The organism is Acinetobacter sp. Z1 (assembly GCF_024296945.1).
Taxonomy (GTDB): Bacteria; Pseudomonadota; Gammaproteobacteria; order Pseudomonadales; family Moraxellaceae; genus Acinetobacter; species Acinetobacter beijerinckii.
This window is the reverse complement of record NZ_CP101115.1, coordinates 3,428,350-3,447,949: the sequence shown is the minus strand read 5'-3', so window position 1 is coordinate 3,447,949 and position 19,600 is coordinate 3,428,350. Positions and strand designations below refer to the sequence as shown.

The 19,600-nt window shown below is 39.0% G+C and carries 21 protein-coding genes; 17 read left to right on the top strand and 4 right to left on the bottom strand.

Annotated elements, in window-relative coordinates:
* The first annotated feature begins 34 nt into the window (after positions 1-34).
* The 4 genes from NGC85_RS16370 to NGC85_RS16355 all read left to right on the top strand — a co-directional run bounded on the left by NGC85_RS16370 (position 35) and on the right by NGC85_RS16355 (position 2,757).
* A complete protein-coding gene (locus NGC85_RS16370; protein WP_254732387.1) occupies positions 35-670 on the top strand; it encodes a hypothetical protein in 636 nt (211 codons plus the stop codon).
* Between the two features lie 15 nt (positions 671-685).
* Positions 686-1,777 carry a DUF262 domain-containing protein gene (locus NGC85_RS16365; RefSeq protein ID WP_254732384.1) on the top strand — a complete coding sequence of 364 codons (1,092 nt, stop codon included), beginning with the start codon at positions 686-688 and terminating at the stop codon, positions 1,775-1,777.
* A gap of 132 nt (positions 1,778-1,909) precedes the next feature.
* Complete coding sequence (locus NGC85_RS16360) at positions 1,910-2,053, top strand: zinc ribbon-containing protein (RefSeq protein WP_004637424.1); 144 nt, start codon at positions 1,910-1,912, stop codon at positions 2,051-2,053.
* Between the two features lie 125 nt (positions 2,054-2,178).
* Positions 2,179-2,757, top strand: coding sequence for a DUF4126 domain-containing protein (locus tag NGC85_RS16355; RefSeq protein ID WP_254732381.1), 579 nt, complete (start codon positions 2,179-2,181; stop codon positions 2,755-2,757).
* Positions 2,758-2,822: 65 nt separating this feature from the next.
* Here the strand turns inward: NGC85_RS16355 and NGC85_RS16350 are convergent, their stop codons facing one another.
* Positions 2,823-3,182 (bottom strand): DUF962 domain-containing protein, encoded by a 360-nt coding sequence (locus NGC85_RS16350; RefSeq protein ID WP_126132519.1) that lies wholly within the window; start codon positions 3,180-3,182, stop codon positions 2,823-2,825.
* Between the two features lie 68 nt (positions 3,183-3,250).
* Here NGC85_RS16350 and NGC85_RS16345 point away from each other — a divergent pair, with 68 nt between their 5' ends.
* From NGC85_RS16345 to NGC85_RS16330, 4 genes are all read left to right on the top strand, one after another.
* Positions 3,251-4,066, top strand: a complete 816-nt coding sequence (locus tag NGC85_RS16345) for a helix-turn-helix domain-containing protein (RefSeq protein ID WP_254732379.1) — start codon at positions 3,251-3,253, stop codon at positions 4,064-4,066.
* Positions 4,067-4,148: 82 nt separating this feature from the next.
* Positions 4,149-5,114 (top strand): carbon-nitrogen hydrolase family protein, encoded by a 966-nt coding sequence (locus NGC85_RS16340; protein ID WP_254732377.1) that lies wholly within the window; start codon positions 4,149-4,151, stop codon positions 5,112-5,114.
* A gap of 155 nt (positions 5,115-5,269) precedes the next feature.
* Positions 5,270-6,157: a DMT family transporter gene (locus NGC85_RS16335; protein ID WP_254805630.1), complete on the top strand. Its 888-nt coding sequence runs from the start codon at positions 5,270-5,272 to the stop codon at positions 6,155-6,157.
* A 496-nt stretch (positions 6,158-6,653) separates the two neighbouring features.
* A complete protein-coding gene (locus tag NGC85_RS16330) occupies positions 6,654-7,400 on the top strand; it encodes an IS5 family transposase (RefSeq protein WP_254730381.1) in 747 nt (248 codons plus the stop codon).
* Between the two features lie 183 nt (positions 7,401-7,583).
* Here NGC85_RS16330 and NGC85_RS16325 read toward each other — a convergent pair whose 3' ends face one another.
* Positions 7,584-8,516: an IS5 family transposase gene (locus NGC85_RS16325; protein ID WP_254732375.1), complete on the bottom strand. Its 933-nt coding sequence runs from the start codon at positions 8,514-8,516 to the stop codon at positions 7,584-7,586.
* A gap of 106 nt (positions 8,517-8,622) precedes the next feature.
* On the opposite strand from NGC85_RS16325, the gene NGC85_RS16320 reads away from it, so the two are divergent.
* From NGC85_RS16320 to NGC85_RS16305, 4 genes are all read left to right on the top strand, one after another.
* The gene (locus NGC85_RS16320; protein ID WP_254732373.1) at positions 8,623-9,075 is read left to right on the top strand and encodes a hypothetical protein; all 453 of its coding nucleotides are present in this window, start codon (positions 8,623-8,625) and stop codon (positions 9,073-9,075) included.
* Between the two features lie 119 nt (positions 9,076-9,194).
* The gene (locus tag NGC85_RS16315) at positions 9,195-9,860 is read left to right on the top strand and encodes an RluA family pseudouridine synthase (RefSeq protein WP_254732371.1); all 666 of its coding nucleotides are present in this window, start codon (positions 9,195-9,197) and stop codon (positions 9,858-9,860) included.
* Positions 9,861-9,939: 79 nt separating this feature from the next.
* Positions 9,940-10,689, top strand: coding sequence for a hypothetical protein (locus tag NGC85_RS16310; protein WP_254732369.1), 750 nt, complete (start codon positions 9,940-9,942; stop codon positions 10,687-10,689).
* A gap of 87 nt (positions 10,690-10,776) precedes the next feature.
* Complete coding sequence (locus NGC85_RS16305; protein WP_005060671.1) at positions 10,777-11,145, top strand: ribonuclease E inhibitor RraB; 369 nt, start codon at positions 10,777-10,779, stop codon at positions 11,143-11,145.
* A 41-nt stretch (positions 11,146-11,186) separates the two neighbouring features.
* Here the strand turns inward: NGC85_RS16305 and NGC85_RS16300 are convergent, their stop codons facing one another.
* Positions 11,187-13,277 carry a TonB-dependent siderophore receptor gene (locus NGC85_RS16300; RefSeq protein ID WP_254732367.1) on the bottom strand — a complete coding sequence of 697 codons (2,091 nt, stop codon included), beginning with the start codon at positions 13,275-13,277 and terminating at the stop codon, positions 11,187-11,189.
* Positions 13,278-13,353: 76 nt separating this feature from the next.
* Here NGC85_RS16300 and NGC85_RS16295 point away from each other — a divergent pair, with 76 nt between their 5' ends.
* Positions 13,354-14,502 carry a DUF1624 domain-containing protein gene (locus NGC85_RS16295; RefSeq protein ID WP_254732365.1) on the top strand — a complete coding sequence of 383 codons (1,149 nt, stop codon included), beginning with the start codon at positions 13,354-13,356 and terminating at the stop codon, positions 14,500-14,502.
* Positions 14,503-14,551: 49 nt separating this feature from the next.
* Here NGC85_RS16295 and NGC85_RS16290 read toward each other — a convergent pair whose 3' ends face one another.
* On the bottom strand, positions 14,552-15,019 hold the full coding sequence (locus NGC85_RS16290; protein WP_005055512.1) for an Lrp/AsnC ligand binding domain-containing protein: 468 nt from the start codon (positions 15,017-15,019) through the stop codon (positions 14,552-14,554).
* A gap of 137 nt (positions 15,020-15,156) precedes the next feature.
* On the opposite strand from NGC85_RS16290, the gene NGC85_RS16285 reads away from it, so the two are divergent.
* The 4 genes from NGC85_RS16285 (at position 15,157) to NGC85_RS16270 (ending at position 19,536) form a co-directional block, all read left to right on the top strand.
* Positions 15,157-16,413 carry a D-amino acid dehydrogenase gene (locus NGC85_RS16285; protein ID WP_254732363.1) on the top strand — a complete coding sequence of 419 codons (1,257 nt, stop codon included), beginning with the start codon at positions 15,157-15,159 and terminating at the stop codon, positions 16,411-16,413.
* A 24-nt stretch (positions 16,414-16,437) separates the two neighbouring features.
* A complete protein-coding gene (alr, locus tag NGC85_RS16280) occupies positions 16,438-17,541 on the top strand; it encodes an alanine racemase (protein WP_254732361.1) in 1,104 nt (367 codons plus the stop codon).
* Between the two features lie 10 nt (positions 17,542-17,551).
* Positions 17,552-17,911: a RidA family protein gene (locus NGC85_RS16275; protein WP_254732359.1), complete on the top strand. Its 360-nt coding sequence runs from the start codon at positions 17,552-17,554 to the stop codon at positions 17,909-17,911.
* Between the two features lie 191 nt (positions 17,912-18,102).
* Positions 18,103-19,536: an amino acid permease gene (locus NGC85_RS16270; RefSeq protein ID WP_254732357.1), complete on the top strand. Its 1,434-nt coding sequence runs from the start codon at positions 18,103-18,105 to the stop codon at positions 19,534-19,536.
* Positions 19,537-19,600: the final 64 nt, after the last annotated feature.

Sequence of the window (19,600 nt, the reverse complement as noted above, 5' to 3'; positions counted from 1 at the left end):
AGTGATCATCTTTAAATCTTAAGAGAGATTAATCTTGAGTAGAATTGAAGTTAAGGAATTAGTTGAGTTTAAACACGCATGTTTACAAAACTCTGAAGAAATAATAGCTCAAAAGTATTTAATAGAGGGTGGGAGTTATTTTTTCTCTTTATATCATACCGAGGATGAAGAGTATTTATTTAAGAAGAATCTTGCAAAAAGTCTTGATGTTCATCTAAGAGATATATGTATTGTTGGATCAGCTAAGCTTGGTTTCAGTATTAAGCCTGATGTGGCTCAACCTGGCTTTTATCCATTCAAGTATTTTGATGAGGACTTTGATAAAGGAATAAAAAATAAAAAATCAGATATTGATGTTGCCGTAATTTCTAACGAATTATTTGATAGGCAAATGCTTAATATATATAAGCATACAAGTTGCTATGAAAATTTTATAAATAGAAAAGAAATAAATAGCCTAGGGTTTTATATGCTGAAAGGCTGGGTGTATCCTAAAGTTTTACCTAAAAGTTATCAATTAGATGGTGAGTATTTGAAGATAAAAAGTGGTTATGAGTTCATATATGGTCGAGAAATAAATATTGGTATTTATAAGTCGTGGTATTATTTTGAAAATTATCATCAAAATAATATTAAAAATTTATGTTTAAATTTAATTGCAACTCTTTAGGTTAGGGGGATTTTTATGGAAAATGTTTTAGCGAGTATTCCGTCTACTAATGTGAAAATTATTGAACTTTATAATAAAATTACTTCTAATTCTTTGGATACATCTCCAACTGATTTTCAACGGAAGTTAGTTTGGAAAAAACAGCATAAATATTATTTTATAGAGACTATTTTAGCTAACTACCCTTTTCCAGAAGTATATATTGCAAGTAAAGAAATTGATGTTAGTAATATAACGGCTACAGAAGTTGTTGTTGATGGACAACAACGGTTGACTACTATTGTTGATTATATTAAAGGTGAAGGAGATTTCGTTGATCAAAATAAAATTCCTTCTTTTGATAGTTTGGATTTAGAAAAAAAGAAAAATTTTCTTAATTATTTGGTTTCAGTAAGAGACTTAAAAAATATAAAAGAAGATGTCATGAAAGAAATTTTTCAAAGAATTAACAATACAGAATATTCATTAAATGCGATTGAAAAAATAAATGCACAATATGGTGATAGCGAATTTATTGTTTTCTGTAAGCAATTAATTGATTCTGATTTTGTAGTAAGTCCTAAGTTTACAGATATTATTTTTGATAGTGGTAATAGGGAAAAGTTTATGATATTTATTCAAGATAATGAAATTTTCTCTGAAAATGATCGTAAGCGTATGGCTGATTTACAGTTTATGATGACATTGGTTGCTACTTTAATAGAAGGTAGTTATTTTTCAAGAAATACAAAAACGCAAAAGTATATTGAAGAATACAATAATGAGTTCATAAGTTTTAAAGATATGGAGAGGCTTATGATGAAAACTCTTGATTGCATAATGGGGTTAAGTTTAACTAAAGGAAGTTATTGGTATAATAAGTCCAACTTCTTTACACTTTTTGTTGAAATTTCAAAATGCGTTCAGACATCTCAGTTAAAAATTACGGAAATTTCTAATAATTTAAATAATATTGAAGAGAAAAGTAGGAATTATTTTAGAAGAGAAATTGAAGGTTTAACTAATGATGAAATCACTTATTTTGAATATGCGAAAGAAGCCGTAAATGAAAAAAATGTAAGAGAGTTTCGTGGTGATTTTTTAAGGAAAATATTAGATTATAATTGACATGAATGGTTAATATCTTTTATTGAGTAAATTAACCTTTCCGCCACCACTATTCGTCAGAAAGGTCAATAAATAATCAAAACTATCACGCTATAGTATATAAACCATTTCTAAAATCTATGGAGAACAAAGATGGTTACTGCTGGTGAAAAACCTGGAACAGGTTTCTATTTTTGTGTTCAATGCGGACACCGCACCTATTTAGAAATTGGTACTGATCGTTTACCTCCGTGTACCAAATGCCTTGGCAATCAATTCAACAGTAAGAATGCCTAAGCCGCAAACACCAAACAGTTACCCACTGTTTTGATGAAAGCCCTGTCACTCGATAGGGCTTTTTTGTTACTGTAAAATATGAAATAACAAGATATCGATATCTGACAAAAATAAGGAAAACCCAGATGGAAACAATTTTAGGACTTTGTATCGGCGTAGGATTAAGCGCAGCCTGTGGTTTTCGTGTCTTTGTTCCTTTATTGGTGATGAGCATTGCAACTTTGTTGGGTTGGTATGAACCTGCCAAAGGCTTTGAATGGTTAGCGATCCCTGCCGTGTCTGCTGCACTTGGATTTGCAACCATCTGTGAAATCGCAGCTTACTATGTGCCGTGGGTCGATAATCTCTTGGATACCATTGCCACGCCTGCTGCTGTAGTGGCAGGCACACTCAGTACCATGGCAGTCAGTAGTGGAGAAATGTCACAGTTTGCAACGTGGGCAGCCGCGCTGATCGTGGGTGGAGGAACGGCAGGTGTGGTGCAAATGAGTACGGTAGCTGCACGAGGTGTCTCAACAGCAACCACTGGTGGACTGGGTAATTTTGTGGTGGCAACAGGTGAGTTGCTTGGCTCAATTGTCTTGTCGATTTTGGCATTTGTGATGCCTATGGTGATTACGGTATTTGTGATTATTCTCGTGATTGTGGTTGCACGTTGGGTGAGCCAAAAAAAACAAGAAAAGATCAGTCATTCAACATCGTGAGTTTTTAAATTCAGTACAATCAGGAAACTTAGACCTAATTTTATAACCTAAGTTTCCTTTGTGTATTACCATTTCACACGTTTTAATAGGATGTCTTTATACATAATAAAATCGCAGGCGAGGCTAAAGAATGGCTGCTTAAAGGTTGCAGGTTTATTATGCTCATAAAAGAAATGACCCACCCAAGCAAAGCCATATCCCACTACAGGCAAAGCCCAAAGTAATTTGGCATTTCCAGTTGCAGCAGATGCAGCAGCGATACCAATCACACAGCTTGTCCCCACGAAATGCAGACGACGACAAGTCGCATTTTCATGTTGCGAAAGATAAAAAGGATAAAATTCAGCAAGGGTTTTATAACGAACTTCACTGGCTTCCATCTGCACAGTATTGTTTTTCATCAGTTCTTGAGTATTGTGAGACATACGACTATTCCTTTCGTTTAAAGTCGTCTTCATTTTGAACACTCCACCTGAAATGGTCTTGAACGAATATGCTATCTCCTCACACGGAATTAGACTCAACCACATCACAAAAAAGCTTGGTCTATGCGTGGGATGGCGTGATTGTTTATGTGACTCAAGATCATTTGAATAAAGCACACGCGCATTTTCCAGCACTATTACAAATCGGTTTGGGCACTGCTTTTGCATTGGCTGTTGAGGATCAACCTGCCCGTTATTATGAAATTGTAGTGATGGCACCCAATATTAGTCACAGTACCGATTCACAGAATCAACCTTATATTGCAATTTTGATCGATCCTGATCATGTGCTTTATGCTTATCTGCATCCTTTATTGAATGGACAGACATTTAATTCATTATCTGCTGATCGACTTCAATCTTTTCAAAAACAGTTTCAGCAATTGATGAGTGCTCGACTCAGTTTAGAACAAGTAAAGCAATTGCTGATGAATGTGTTATTGGCACTCAATCCTCAGCCATTGGAGGCTTTACCGTGGGATCAACGAATTCAACTGGCATGTGAATACATCAAACGCTGTGTACCCCATCAAATTCCAACTATCGCAGATGTTGCGCTACAGGTTGGGATATCAGAGTCATGTTTGATGCATCTGTTTAGTCAGCAACTCGGACTTTCCATGCGGCAATATATCTTGTGGTGGCGTATCCGCTATGCCATCAAGCTGTGGATGGAGGGCAAAACTTTGATTGAGATAGCAGTTGAATCAGGCTTTTCAGATCAAGCTCATTTCACCCGAACATTACGCCGTATGGTGGATTTTGCGCCGTCGATGCTGAAAGCCAATACGATTTTTATCATCGATGAAGCTACCGAAAAATAAACTAAGCATTGAAAGAGTTCGGTCAAAGTATTTTTAAGATTCGATGCTAAGATTTTCATGAGCACTCAAAAGAATGATAGATATGAAAATCGTCGCCATTCAGCCTGCATTGCAATTAGGACAGGTTGAAGCAAATTTAAAAAAACTCGAACAATTGATTTTAGCGGCATATCAAGAGCATTCGCCTGATGTGATCGTACTTCCTGAGTCGATGACTTCTCCGAATGTCTATTCACCACAAGCTTTGCTGACACCACAACCATTACAGGGTCAGCCCTTACAGCTTTTAATTCGCTTAGCCAAGCAATTGAATGTGGTGATCACAGGTGGCTTCGTAGCAATTCGTGACGGGCATACCTATGGCACTTATATCATGGTGGAGCGGAATGGCGATTATCATCTGCATGACAAAGATATTCCAACCGCATGGGAACAAAATTTCTATCGTGGTGGTTCGGATGATGGAATTGTGGATTCAAGTAGCTTGAACTGTAAGGTTGCATTACTCTCAGGTTGGGAGTGGGCAAGGTTCCGTACCGCCAAACGTGTTCGAGAACAACATGCACAGTTGATTTTAGGTGGAATGTGTTGGTATTCGATGCCGATCAATTGGTATGGATTGTTGGGTACATGGATGCGTCGTGAACATGAAATTTACAAACAACAAAGTGAAGCGCTACCTGCACAAATGGCCCGTTTAACGGGTATTCCAGTGGTACACGCTGCCCATGTCGGAGAAATTTTGAGTGATATGCCGTTGTTACCTTATGTCAAATGGTTAACGGAAATGGTGGGCGAAACGCAAATTTGTGATGCTGCTGGAAATGTATTGGCGCGGATGAGTTTAGCCGATGGTGAGGGCTATATCGCCGCAGAAATTGAATTGGCTGAACCTAAACCTGTCGAACCTTTAGCATCTAGTTATTGGATTCCTGACATGACGCTGACATCAAAATTAGCATGGCATGTCGGCAATCTTCATGGCGGACTGATGTATCGTGTGAGACATCGCCTAAAAAAGTTTCCTTGGCAAAAACAGTTGAAGTAAACCAAAGCTAGTTTCTCATTCAACAAATAGCGATGGCATGGTGATCTTAACCATCGCTTCTGAGTTGCAAACACAGTATTTTTCTCAATCAAAGCTCGAAAAATCATCTTCATGCGAGTAAATTACACCCACATTTTGAGTGTGCATGGTTGATGATGGCGTTTACTTGGATTTTATTTACCTTGATGGCTGCTTTTATGCAGGCGTGGCGCAATGCATTTCAAAAACAACTCAGCACCACAGTCGATGTCTATGGCACGACATTGGCACGCTTTCTATTTGCACCGATCTTTGCTTTTAGTTATATCGTCATTCTTTATGCTCAGCAGCCTGTCAGTGTTGAAGTCAGTTTTTCTAATAAATTTTGGTTTTATGTGGTGATCGCAGGGATTAGCCAAATCTATGCAACGGCTTTAATGGTCAAATTATTTCAACAAAAGAATTATGCCATCGGGGTCGGACTCGCCAAAAGTGAAGCTATTTTAGCGGCATTGGTCGGTGTGCTGTTTTTACAAGAGCATTTAACAGCATGGGGCTGGGTCGGTGTTTCGATTGGTGCAGTCGCGGTATTTTTACTAAGTAAAGGAAGACAACATACTGAACTTTCAATGAAAACATTGATGATTGGTTTAGGCAGTGGATTATGTTTTGCCATCACCTCATTGTTGGTACGTGAAGCAAGTTTAGAGTTGGGCATGTTGCCATTTCTACATCGTGCCGCATGGGTGCTGTGTAGCTTGATTAGCTTCCAGTGCATTATATTGTTGCTATATCTTGGTCTGTTTAGTCGTCAGACTTTATACAAAATGTGGCAACGTCTTGGACTGACTTTCAAAGTGAGTGTCTGTAGTTTTCTTGCTTCATTGGGTTGGTTTAGTGCGATGAGTATGCAAACCGTGGCAATCGTGAAAACACTGGGTCAAGTTGAGATTTTATTTAGTTTACTGATCTCTGCATTTTTCTTTAAGGAAAAATTGGCGAGAACTGATCATTTGGGTTTGTGGTTGGTGATTGTTGCTGCGATTATGGTGATTTGGGCTTAAATTTTATAGGCTCATGAAAAAATACACATGTAAATTTGAATTTATCGGAATTTAAATCAGTTATTTTTTATTGAAATGGGAAATAATTCTAATTTTAAAGTTTAGTATGCGAAATTATTTCATTCATGGCGAAAAATACCATTTTTTAGGAAAACAATCCCATCCCGATCTGCCTAAACTATGTCTCAAGGGTGTGAAAGGGATCGAAAAGAGTAGCATGCACCGAAGCTTATAAAGCAAGTGTGTACGAACCCAAAAGGTCTCGATTCGGCTTAGGACGCTATAGATCAAAAGTTTATAGGCAAAGGTTATGGCTTACAAAGTCATAAGTGTTGAAGTAAACAAACACAGTTTTCCCTGGACACCCTAAAAAATTCAAATATAAACAGAATATGACCAATCAGAATAAAATAATATTAGGGTCTGTTGACATTTGCTGTGCAAAAAAATAGCGAGAAGGTAAAATTCAATCGCCAAACCAAATTTACTCCTCGCTATGACTCGTACAATGCTGAATGATCAACACTGGTTAAAGCTGAAATCTATTGTCCACAATTTGGGGATCTACCTCAAACATAATCTTCGAAATTTTATTGAAGCCATTCTCTATAGAATTAGAACAGGTTGTCCTTGGCGAGATTTACCTGAATCTTTTGGTAAGTCCAACACCATATTTAAACGATTCACCAGGTGGTCTAAAGATAATAAGCTACTAAAAATATTTAAATTATTATCAAAACATGCTGATCTAGAATGGGTGTTTATTGATGCTAGCCATATTCGAGCACATCAACATGCTACAGGACTCAAGGATCAAGCTATTTCAAGAAGCATCGGTGGAAACAGTACTAAAATCCATTTAGCTGTGGATTCAAATGGGAACCCAATCCAATTTCTCATTCATGATGGCACCACCCATGATGTGAGTGTTGCACCTGCATTAGTCGATAGCATTGATTTAAAAGATACCGATGTGCTTTGTGCAGATAAAGGATATGACTCAGAATTATTGAGAGAGCAGATAGAAAAAACAGCGACTAAAGCAAATATTCCAAAGAAATCCAATACACGATCGAACAATGATTATATGGACTGGCACTTATATAAAATCAGGCACTTAGTGGAGAATACCTTTGCTAGACTCAAGCAATTTAGGGGAATTGCAACACGTTATGACAAGCTAAAGCGGAACTACGAAAATTCAGTTGCTTTAGCCTGTATATTTATTTGGCTACCGCTATGAAATGTCAACACACCCTAACTACCTCAATAAAATTAAAAATGAATGTGAGAGAAATCTTAAATTAGAGTGAATTTGAATATAAATCGACATTTTTATATTAAAAAACAAAATGATATAATTTAGAACAAAAGGGCTTTGTTGCACAAAGGTTTGAAAGACAATACTACCCTAATTGAGCTAAATTTAAGTGACAACTTGGGTATGAGGTCGACCTAATTCTGTGAATTTATTCAAAACTGCTACACGTGCATGAATCTCATTCACCTGACTAGGAAAACTCCTTGCTGTTAATTTATCGCCTAATAATTTGATGCAATGCATTTTGGTTTCCACTAAACTTCGACGATGATAACCAGACCATTTTTTCCAAAGTGACCTACCTAGCCGTTTGACTGTTTTTAATAATTCATTCCTCTCTAAAGATCTCAATTTCTTATCTTTCCAAAGCTTTGCATTCTTCCTAGGTGGAATGACTGCATGTGCATCTCGATCTAAAATGACTTGTCGGCAGTGCTTTGTGTCATAAGCACCATCTGTATAGACTGAATCAATTCGTTCATCCAACGGAATTTGATCAAGCAAATCACCAAGTACCTGTGAATCACTCACATTGTTTGTTGTGAGCTGAACTGCTCGTATTTGAAGGGTCTTAGCATCTATACTAATATGAAGTTTGCGCCATTGGCGACGATATTCAGGCTGATGTTTCTTACGCTTCCATTCGCCTTCACCTAAAAATTTTAACCCTGTAGAATCGACGAGTAGGTGTAACCCATCACGACTTTTCTGATAGCTTATCGCAATATCAATATGCTTTTGTCGTCTACAGAGGGTGGAATAATCTGGTGCTGTCCAATTCAAGCCACACAGTTTAATGAGACTTTGAACAAAGCCTGTGACCATACGTAAAGAAAGATGGAATAGAGATTTGATCATTAAACAGCATTGAATTGCTGTATCGGAATAAGTTTGATTTCGTCCATGCTTGCCTTGTGGCTGTGCATACCATTCGGTTTTGGGATCAAACCAGATTGAAATATTTCCTCGCTTGATTAAAGCTTGGTTATACGAGGACCAATTGGTTGTACGGTAGATTTTAGGGGCAGGCTTCTTCATCTGGAAATTATATTGCTGAAGAAACCTTCAAGAATAGCTTTGTGCAACAAAGCCGAACAAAAGTTAAAATCAAAAGATGATCATACTGGAATAGGTCAGAAAAATAATGAATGCATTCGATCTTAAAATCCGCTATCCGCATCAAATAAATCGAAATGATGCAGATCATATCGGTATATTTAATGCAGAACAGATTATGAATAAATTTGATGAAATCGGTTGGAGACAACTAATGGTTCGTCAGCTACAGCTAGACGGTGCAAGCACCTGCTTCATTGTGCGGGACGAATATACTGAGCAGACTTTAAGGATTAGTATTGATGCTTTTGCCGAAGCTAAACAACTTGAATTTAAAATCGACAGTGATATTCCTGTTCTCATACCGAAGAAAGATTTATTTGGATTGGTGACACGTAAAACAAAAGAAACCATTACATTTAAACAACTGGCTTTAAGTCGAGCGAAAGAATATTTAGTGCTATTCCTAAATCGTGATTCGATTGTTTTAGAAGAGTTATATAAGAAAAGCTTAAATAAAAGTATTCAAACTGCATCTTAATTCGTGGAATCATTATTTTAATTCGCAGTGCTTAGGCATCGATAAATGATGCCTGAGAAATTCGATTTTATGGATGAAATCGCTATAATCGAGGCGCAATTTTTACTGTTTTGATCTCCATGCCTTTAAATGACAATTTTATTTACGCTCCCCCACAGCAAGCTTTAGAAATTATCTATGAAGATGATGATTTAGTGGTGGTGAATAAACCTGCGGGATTGTTGTCAGTCATGGGACGTTTGCCAGAACATCAAGATAGTGCCTATTTACGGATATTAGACAAACATCCGAATGCCAAAGTAACGCATCGTCTAGATATGGCGACCTCAGGTTTACTGATGTTCGCAAAGCATCGTGATGCAGAAGTCGCAGTCAGTAAAATGTTTCAAGCACGTACAGTAAAAAAATATTATGTGGCATTGTTGCAAGGAAAAATTGAAGCTGAAGGTAGTGTAGAGGTTCCTTTAATTACAGATTGGGAAAATCGTCCACGTCAGATGGTGCATTTTGAGTTAGGTAAGCAAGCCAAAACCCTGTTTCAGTTAATGGAATATGATGCGGAAATGGATCAAAGTCGGGTGCGTTTAGAGCCTGTGACAGGACGTTCGCATCAATTGCGTGTCCACATGATGCATATTGGACACCCGATTATGGGAGATAAGCTTTATCATCCTGAGCCTAGCAAATTCCCTTTAAAAAGAATGGCATTACATGCAGCCTATCTTGCTTTCCAACATCCATTACAACACAAAGATTTAATATTACAGTCAGATATTCCTTTTTAAAATTTTAATCAGACTAAACTATTTTTTATTGCTTGAACTGCTTAAAATATCTGCTAAATGATGAAAATAAGAGATAAAGATGCGTCTGTTGCAAACAATATTGATTGGATTGTTGAGTAGTTTTTCTTTATCTGCATGGGCATGTTCAGATTTGCCCAATATTTGCGAAATGCATGCCCAGCATCATCAACAAATGCAAGACTATGGTCGCCAAGCGGCTGAAAATTATTATTGGCAACAACAAGAACAATATGAAGAACAAGAATCGCGCACCTACTATTCTAGCTACGATCCAATGCAATCCAGAATAGAAATTGCAACAGATTTACTGAATTCTGATTTACAAAAAAAATCACAAGAACAAAAGCTTAAACAAGATCCGCGCTATGAACGTTATATCAATGGGGGATGGGAGTTTTTTCAAGATAGCGCAAATCCGAAAAAGGGAGAATATTGCACTGCGTTCTTTTGGAAGAAACAAAGTTTAATTAAAGTGTCGGGACCGGGAGGTGATTACGCAGGGGCGATGCTAACCTTTTGGGGTGAAGACATCCCACAACCTAAGAAAACCGAAATGATTCAGGTCACGCTGAAACAGAGTACAGGTGATGCGCAAAGCGTTCGCGTGTTTAATTATAAATTACCAAACTACCCCTATGCCGCAATTAGTTTTGCAGTGCCAAGTGCTCAAGCATTATTTGATAATATGCTAGAAAATGAACATTTTATCATTGAGCAAAACGGTAAAAAAATTGTAGAAGCGGAATGGACTGATGGTTTAAAAGCGCGTGATCAATTAAAAAATTGTGTTACAGGAAATAAAATTTAATCTCAACACCAGGTCTAAAAACTGACATAAAAATAGGTTAATCTATAGCCAAATAATTAAATTGAAACCAAAACAAAGGATACTCAAATGACACGTGATTACGACCAATTTCCAGAAAACGATAATGGTAATGTGCTGTGGCAGATGGTTGAAGATGGTAATGATTTGACCGAGCCGCATGAGGTTGAATTTTCAATTGTTTTCGAGAAACAGGAGCAAGTTGAAAAGTGTGCCTTGCATCTGTTGCATCAAGAACAAAAAATTTCACTGTTTCAAGAAGAGCTACATTCTGATGGTTCAGATATGTGGGTGTTAAATATCCATATCAATATGATGCTGGAATACGAAGATATTGCAGATTTAGAAGAATGGATGACGCGAATTGCGCAAGAGTTCGATGGTGAATACGACGGATGGGGTTGTATGAGCTATATTTATGATGATGAAGACGAATAATGATACAGATTCAGCCTGCGTTTGCAGGCTGAATAGTATGATTAAAATTTAAATTGTGCTGACAGTGAGGCGTTGATTGGTTCGCCTGGCTGAATCCAAAGGTCGCTATAACTAGACAAGTAATAGGTTTTATCGAATAGATTGTTGAGATTGAACTGATAACGCAAGCGATCTGATGGAGAATAATAGGCATTCAGATTGACCAGTGTATAACTTGGTAAATTAAAACCATTATCTAAATTATGCCCACTACGTTCACCGACATAACTGATATTGCCTCCGATTCCTGCTTTTACCGCACCTTGTTGTAAAAACTCAAAATTGCTCGAAACGGCAGCCTGATGTTTAGGAATATTACTTAAACGTGAACCTTTGGCTATATCTTGGTCTTTTTCAATTTGTGCATTGGTATAACTATAATTTGCGTTGACTGACCAACGATCATTCAGTTGGCTATTTAAATCTAACTCGATTCCTTGGCTACTGACTTCACCCGCAGCCGTTTGAAAATTAGGATCGATTCGATCTGTAGTGAGCACATTTTGTTTCTGCATTTTAAACAAGGCGAGACTGAGCAGGCTACGATCATTAAGCTGATATTTGCTTCCAATTTCATAGCTTTGACCCTTTTCAGGCGCAAAGTTTTCACCAACACGATTCATACCACTGTTCATGGCAAATGAGCGACCATAGTTACTATAAAATGCCCAATGATCTGAAGCTTTGAAGTTCACACCTAAGCGTGGGCTGGCTTGATGAAGGGTTTGCTGATGTTGTTTGTGGGTCAGTTGGTTTTCAAATTTTTGTTCGACTTGATCAAAACGAGTACCGACTAAGACACTCCATTGATCATTCAAAAACATTTGATCTTGTAGATTGAGGGCGAAGTAACGTTGACGTTCATCAGTGTCAGTAAATGGCGCTAAACTTGGCGAATACTGGCCGTATTGTGGCTGATAAATGTTAATGATATTCGGATTGCTGGCACTATGATTACGACGTAGTTGGTACTGACGATAATCGAGTTGCCCTATTTCAGTTGAAACTAAAAGTTCATGTTTTGCCCATGATTGCTCAAATTTACCCAATAATTCTGCCTGAAATAACAGATCTTCACTTTGATAATCTCGATAGCGGCGTTGACGCTCTAAGGTTTGTCCATCGGGTTGCATACGGCGAGGTTCAGTGGATAAACCAGTAAGTTGAGCATCTTTATAGCTTAACGCGCTGTTGAGTTTCCATTCATCATTGAACGCATGGCTCAAACGCAATTGATAGAAGTGATCTTTGACTCGCATATCACCATCATTCGGTTCACCTGTGAAAGTTTTAGGATTCATCACAAACTTTTTTTGCACGGTGCTAATGCCACGATCAAATGTACCAAGTTGCTGGGTAAATTCACTATCAAAATCGAGCTGGGTTTGATCTGAGATTTTCCAAGTGAGTTGCGGTGAGAAGAACCAACGTTTGCTGCTGACATGATCTCGGAAACTTTGATTATCTTCATGAGCGACGGCAAAACGATAAGCAAGTTCATCACTTAGTGGTGCAGTATTTTCGATACTTATCCGATATTGTTCATAGCTGTTGGCTCTTAAGTTTATTTCACTCGCATTTTGCCATTCAGGTTTCTTACTATTCAAATTCAATAAACCACCTGTTTCTCCTCGACCGTACAAGGCTGCCATGGGACCTTTGAGGAAATCGAGAGATTCAATATTGACCATATCTTTGGGTGCGCTGATGCCTCGATTAACACTTAAACCATTGCGAATCATTGCCGCACCCCAGTTCGGATCCGTGCTAAAACCACGAATCGAATAGTTATCCCAAAAGCCACCGCCCAAAGTACTTTGATGAAAAACTCCACTGACCAGTGTCAATGCATCATCTATTCGTTGAACATCTTGTTGTTCAAGTTGTTGTTTCGAAATAAAGGCTCGATTAAAAGGCACATCCAATACATCATGTGAAAATTTTGTGCTTGCAGTGCTTTGAGTGTCACTTTCTAGCGTGCTATTTGCTTGAATCCGAATGGTCTCAAGAGTCGCAGTTGGATCGCCTGCCCATGAAAAAGTTGAGAAAAAACCAAGCCCCAAACAAGACCAAATCCCGAGTTTGTATTGCATAAATGAATCAGCCAAAGAAAGACAAAAGAAAGTAAATGTAATACTATAACATTACATTAATTAATCTAGCTTTACTATGACGTTAAAAGACAATATTCAACGTTTGCAATCGATCGATGCTCTACGTGGTTTAGTGATTTTGATCATGTTACTTGATCATGTCAGAGAAACATTTTATCTACACAAACAAGTCCCTGATCCTATGGATGTTGCAGTTACTGAACCTGCTTTGTTTGGTAGTCGTGTGTTGGCACATTTGTGCGCGCCAATTTTTGTATTCTTAACGGGTATTTCAGCATTTTTATTTTATTCCAAAACACAAAGTGTGCAGCAAACACGTGCATTTTTATTGAAACGTGGTTTATTCCTGATTGTACTTGAACTCACGTTGGTTAATTTTGCTTGGACTGCGACCTTTCCACCTGATGTGATTTATTTACAAGTGATTTGGGCCATTGGGATTAGCATGGTGGTGCTCGCCGCATGTATCAGTTTACCTTTGCCTGTGATTATACTCAGTGCATTTGCCATTATCTTTGGGCACAATCTTTTAGACTCCATTCATTTTACTGACGGATCTTTCATTCAAACCCTTTGGTTGATCTTACATGAGCGAGGTTGGATTGAGATCGCAGGAGTGAAGCTACGGACGTCTTATCCTGTGCTGCCGTGGATAGGGGTGATTTTATTGGGATATGCCTTAGGACATTTATTTAGTCAAAAATATACAACTCAGCAGAGGAATAACTATTTATTCGGTATCGGTTTGATCAGTATCGGCTTGTTTGTGTTGTTGCGCTTCGTCAATGCTTATGGTGATCAACCGTGGCTACATTTTGATTCCTTTAAACTGACGCTGATGAGTTTCTTTAATTTGACCAAATATCCGCCATCTTTACTGTTCATTTTATGGAATGTAGGTGTGGGCTTGATTTTGTTGGTGGCATTTGATCGCTGGCAACAGCAACGATGGTTTAAACCTTTAGTGGTATTTGGTTCAGTGCCGATGTTCTTTTATTTATTGCATTTATATGTATTGAAGTTGGTCTATGTGATTGCAGTCAGTATTTGGGGCGTAAATCAGGGAGACTATCTTTCAGTCAATCATGTGTGCATGCTATGGCTCATCACGATAGCAATGTCTTTTGCGCTTTATCCAGTGGTGCAATGGTTTTCACGCTTTAAGCATCAAAATAAACAGATTACGATTTTGAAATATTTCTAAGCAACGGATCGAATGACAAACTAAAAACCACCTTAATATTGGGTGGTTTTTATTTGCTCACATCTAAGTAAAGACTTTCTTTGACTTCTTCCATCACCACATAACTATGGGATGATGCCGAAGCAGGCAGTTTTTTCAGTAAATCACCCAATAAGCGTCGATAAGCACTCATTTCTTTGAGTCGAGCTTTGACTAAATAATCAAACTCACCTGAGATCAGATGACATTCCAAAACCTCAGGGATATCGACTAAATCGCGTGCCACTTGATCAAACACATCGCCTGATTTTGCAGATAGTTTGATTTCTAAAAACACCAACAGACTGCGATCTACATGTACAGGATTAAGCCGAGCGTAATAGCCCATAATAATACCTTCACGTTCCAATCGTTTGACGCGTTCTGAACAAGGCGTGGTAGATAAATTCACACGTGAAGCCAACTCACTAATCGCGATACGTCCTTCACGTTGCAGAATGTCTAAAATCAAGCGATCAATACGGTCTAATTTACGCATAAAACATTCCCTTTTATTTTAATTTTTTCATGATAAAAACATTAAATTACCTAGATTATAGCCATAAAAACAGTCAAAAAAACTATTGAAGCAAAAATATACTAGTTAAATAAACTAGTGGGCGAGAGGGACCTATTATGCGCGTCATCGTTTTAGGAAGTGGTGTTATTGGTGTAGCAAGTGCTTACTATCTTGCGCAACAAGGTGCCCAAGTGACTGTACTTGATCGTCAGTCTGGTCCAGCAAAAGAAACCAGTTTTGGTAATGCTGGGCAAATCTCGCCAGGATATTCAACACCGTGGGCTGCACCGGGGATCCCATTCAAAGCTGTGAAATGGATGTTTCAACATCATGCACCGCTTGCCATCAATGTCGATGGCAGTATGTGGCAGCTCCAGTGGATGGCTCAAATGCTGAAAAACTGTAATCCTCAAAGTTATGCAGTCAATAAAGAGCGCATGATGCGTGTGGCTGAATACAGTCGAGATTGTTTGCGTCAACTGAGAAGTGAAACAGGCATCCATTACGAAAATCGTTCTAAAGGTACCTTACAAGTGTTTCGTAATGAAGCACAACTCGAGGCAGTGCAACGAGACATCCAAGTACTGAAAGAGTGTGGTGTTGATTTTAATTTACTCAATGCTCAAGAACTGGGCAGTGTAGAACCAGCATTGGCACACACCGATAAATTAGTAGGTGGTTTACATTTGCCGAACGATGAGACAGGTGATTGTTATTTATTCACCAATGCCTTGGCGAAAGTGGCGCAAGACTTAGGTGTCGAATTTAAATTCGATCAAAACGTGGAGCATCTGATCGTTGAAGGTGACGAAATTAAAGGTGTGATGGTCAACGGTGCGATTTTAACGGCTGATCGTTTCGTACTTGCCTTTGGTAGTTATTCACGCGATTTCTTAAAGCCTTTGCAATTGAATCTGCCTGTTTATCCTGTGAAAGGCTATTCATTGACAATTCCAATTGTTGAACCAAAATTTGCTCCGCAATCAACTGTTTTAGATGAGACCTATAAAGTTGCGATCACACGTTTCGACCAACGTATCCGTGTGGGTGGTATGGCGGAATTAAGTGGCTTTAACTTAGGTTTGAATGATGATCGTCGTGCAACTTTGGAAATGGTCACCCAAGACTTATTCCCAGGTGGTGACTTACAACAAGCATCATTCTGGACAGGTTTACGTCCAATGACACCGGACAGTACACCGATTATTGGTGCAACCAAATATAAAAATTTGTTCTTAAATACGGGTCACGGCACTTTAGGTTGGACCATGGCATGTGGTTCAGGCAAATTGATTAGTGATTTGGTGATGAATCATCGTACCGAGATTAGTACGGATGGTTTATCAATCCAGCGTTATTCACACGCGGCATAATTTGATTATACAAGGACGTTGATTATGCCTCGCCCAATTACTGCGGTCATTCATACTCAGGCTTTGCGCCAAAATCTTGAGGTCGTGAGAACTTCTGTTCCAAACAGCAAGGTGTTTGCAGTGGTCAAAGCCAATGCCTATGGACATGGAATCGAACGAGTTTACGATGCTTTAAAAACTGCGGACGGTTTTGCCTTACTTGATATAGACGAGGCGAAACGTTTGCGTGCATTAGGTTGGACAGGTCCAATCCTATTGCTGGAAGGGATTTTTTCGCCACAGGATTTATTTGACTGTGCTCAATATCAGTTGAGTTTCACTGTACATAGTGAGCATCAAGTTGAATGGATACAGCAGCATATCTATCCAGCTCAGTTTGATATTTTCTTAAAAATGAACAGTGGCATGAACCGTCTAGGTTTCAAGCCTCTACAATACCGTAAAATTTGGCAGCATCTGCAACGCCTCAATAATGTTTCCAACATCACCCATATGACGCATTTCTCTGATGCCGATGGGGAGCGTTTCGGTCAAGCTGGCGTGGACTATCAACTCGCAGAATTTGAAAGCGCGATTCAGGATTTACCTGGCGAAAGATCAGTGAGTAATAGTGCTGCCATCCTCAGATATCCCTCTCAACTACACTCCGATTATGTCCGTGGCGGCATCATGCTGTACGGAAGTTCTCCTGATTTTCCTCAGCATAGTATCCAAGATTGGGGACTTACACCGACCATGAGTCTGCGTAGTGAACTGATCGCAATCCAACAGTTAAATGCCAATGAAAGTGTCGGTTATGGCTCGAATTTTGTTACTGCGCATGCAATGACCATTGGCATTGTTGCGTGTGGCTACGCTGATGGTTATCAGCGTATTTCTCCTACAGGCACGCCAGTGTTAGTCAATGGAATCCGTACCCGAACCATTGGGCGAGTCAGCATGGATATGTTGGCAGTCTATCTAACGCCAGTTCCGAATGCTGAAATTGGCAGTGAAGTTGTGCTTTGGGGGACATCCAAAACAGGTCAAATTCTATCCATTGATGATGTTGCCGCGGCTTCAGGCACAGTGGGCTATGAGCTTATGTGCGGCGTAACTGCACGCGTACCATTTATTATTCAAGATTAAGGAATTCATCATGTCACATTCAGATATCCAGAAAATAAACACGAGCGAAGTCATGAGTGCCGTCACCGTTTTTAATAAGGTGGTGTATCTCTCAGGACAAGTGCCTAAAAATCCAGACCTCGATATTGAAGGACAGACTCGAGATATTCTGGCGACGATTGAGCAGCTCTTGGCTTCGGCAAATAGCGATAAATCACGCTTATTGTCGGTTCAATTGTTTTTAAAAGATCTCTCAGATTTTCCGACAGTCAATGCGATCTATGTCGATTGGTTAAAAGACTGTGTAGCGCCATCACGCGCTACGATTCAAGCTGATTTGGTCAATCCAAATTGGTTGATTGAAATTGCAGTGATTGCAGCACAAAAATAAAGCGAATCGCTTTATTTTTGTTTAAATGAGATTAAAAAAGAAGAAAAGTAACGTATTTGTTATAGATAAAAGCAAGGCAAATACGTATTTTCTTGCAGTCAAAATGAATGGGTCATTTATAAAGGACAGCTGGTTAAGCTCATAAATTAGCGACCGATTCATTTTAGGAAATAGTAAAAAGGAACTTTTTTATGACGGTGATAGATAATCAGTCTTCAGGTGATGATGCACCTCAAGACTTACAACGAAAACTTTCCAATCGCCATTTGCAATTGATTGCCATTGGTGGCGCGATTGGGACTGGACTGTTCATGGGTTCAGGAAAAACCATCTCCCTTGCTGGCCCATCAATCTTGTTTATTTACATGATTATTGGTGGCATGTTCTTCTTTTTGATGCGAGCACTCGGTGAATTGTTGCTTGCCAATTTACAATACAAATCTTTCGTTGATATGGCACACGATCTGATTGGACCGTGGGCAGGATATTATTTGGGTTGGACCTATTGGTTAGGTTGGGTTTTGGTCGGTATTGCGGACTTAGCCGCCGTGATTAATTATCTCGGTTTTTGGCTGCCCGATGGAACGATGTTTACTCCAATGGGACAGGCACTGATTAGTGCAGGCTGCGTATTATTCGTTTTGGCATTGAATTTACTTACCGTCAAATTGTTTGGTGAAGTCGAGTTCTGGTTCGCACTGATTAAAATCTTGGCGATTATTGGCTTGATTGGGGTTGGGGGCTATATGATTTTTAGTCATTTTACCGCACCTCATGGCACAGTGGCTTCACTCAATAATATTTGGTCGCATGGTGGTATGTTTCCGAAAGGTGTTGATGGCTTCTTGGCTGGTTTCCAAATTGCCGTTTTTGCCTTTGTCGGTGTGGAGTTGATTGGAACCACTGCGGCGGAAACCAAAGATCCTCATAAGAATCTTCCTAAAGCGATTAATGCGATTCCGATTCGTATTATTTTGTTCTATGTCCTAGCTTTATTAGTGGTGATGGCTGTGACACCGTGGGATCAAATTCGCGCAGATAAAAGCCCATTCGTTGAGTTATTCCTGAATGCGGGGATCGTAACCTCAGCGATCATCATGAATTTAGTGGTGTTGTCTTCGGTGATGTCGTCGATGAACAGTGGTGTTTTCTCTACCAGTCGTATGTTGTTCGGTTTATCTAAAGATGGTCAGGCACCGAATTCATTTGGTCGCTTATCCAAAAGTGCGGTGCCTGCAAATGGTCTGATCTTCTCATGCGTATTTATCATGGGTGGAGCTGTACTTCAGTATTTTGTTCCGAACACAATGGAAGCATTCACTTTGGCAAGTTCGCTGTGTGTAATTCTGTTTATTAGTGTATGGAGCTTGATTATGGTCTGCTACATCCGTTATCGCAAATTACGCCCAGAGTTGCATGAACAGTCAAAATTTAAAATGCCGGGTGGTGTGTTCATGTCTTATGTCGTGATCGCATTCTTGTTATTCGCTTTGGTGATTTTGGCACTTGAACCTGACACTCTGAAAGCACTCTATGTGAGTCCGTTGTGGGTGGTGATTTTAGCGGTAACGTATCGAGTATTATACAAACCACGTATGCGTAAACTTGGACGTGAATTAGCTTAATCGATTCATTTGCATCTCCCATAAAAAGAGCTGATCTAACTAGATCGGCTCTTTTTATATCTAC